Source organism: Streptomyces sp. NPDC046900, from assembly GCF_040644975.1.
Classification (GTDB): Bacteria; Actinomycetota; Actinomycetes; order Streptomycetales; family Streptomycetaceae; genus Streptomyces.
Genome location: NZ_JBEYXD010000269.1, coordinates 1 through 1,025, shown reverse-complemented (window position 1 = coordinate 1,025; position 1,025 = coordinate 1). Strand labels below are relative to the sequence as shown.

Annotated in this window: 1 protein-coding gene; it reads left to right on the top strand. The window is 68.5% G+C overall.

Annotated elements, in window-relative coordinates; all coding sequences use genetic code 11:
• Positions 1 to 61: 61 nt before the first annotated feature.
• The coding region (locus tag ABZ904_RS51365; RefSeq protein WP_361831259.1) for an IS701 family transposase at positions 62 to 1,025 on the top strand (964 nt) is incomplete at its 3' end.

The following is a 1,025-nucleotide window of genomic DNA, read 5'->3' as shown; positions in this document are numbered from 1 at the left end:
CTAGTACTGCAATCACAGTTGTGTGTGGTTGAGTTGGGGTGTGTCTGAGCTCGGGGTGGGGTTGGTTCAGGAGTGGGACGGGGTGTTGGCTGGGTTGCATGCCCGGTTCGCGTCGCGTTTCGTGAGGTCGGAGCCGCGGGGGCGGGCGCTTGCGTATATGCGGGGGCTGATCGCGCCGCTCGAGCGGAAGAACGGCTGGACGCTGGCGGAGCGGGCCGGTGACCGGCTGCCGATCGGGATGCAGCGCCTGCTGGGCGAGGCGGACTGGGACGCGGACGCGGTCCGCGACGACGTACGGGACTACGTCGTCGAGACGATCGGCGACAAGGACGCGGTGCTGATCGGCGACGACACCGGCTTTCTGAAGAAGGGCGTGCGCTCCGCGGGCGTCCAGCGGCAATATTCCGGCACGGCCGGCAGGACGGAGAACTGCCAGGTCGGCACCTTCCTTGCCTACGCCTCGGCCAAGGGGCGGACCCTGATCGACCGGGAGCTTTACGTGCCCGCCTCATGGACGGACGACCGTGAGCGGTGCCGGGAGGCCGGCATCCCGGACGAGGTGCCCTTCGCGACGAAGACCGAGCACTTCAAGGCCATGCTCCTGCGGGCCGTGGAGGCCGGCGTGCCGTTCGCGTGGGTCACCGCGGACGAGGCCTACGGGCAGTCGAAATCCCTCAGGTGGTGGATGGAACAGCGGGCCATGAGCCACGTGATGTGTGTGAAGACCAGCGACACCGTCATCACCCGCACGGCGCGGGAAAGACGCGTGGACGACCTGGTGGCCGGCCTTGCGCCGCAGGCCTGGAAGCGTCTGTCCGCCGGGAAGGGCTCCCACGGGGAGCGTATGTACCAGTGGGCGCGGATTCCCATCCGGATCTGGTGGGAGAACGGCCACGGCCACTGGGTCCTGGCCCGCAGAAGCCTGAAAGACCCGACTGACATCGCCTACTACGTCTGCTACGGGCCTGCCGGCACTCGCCTGAAAGACCTGGTCAGGGTGGCCGGCGCCCGCTGGGCCGTCGAGG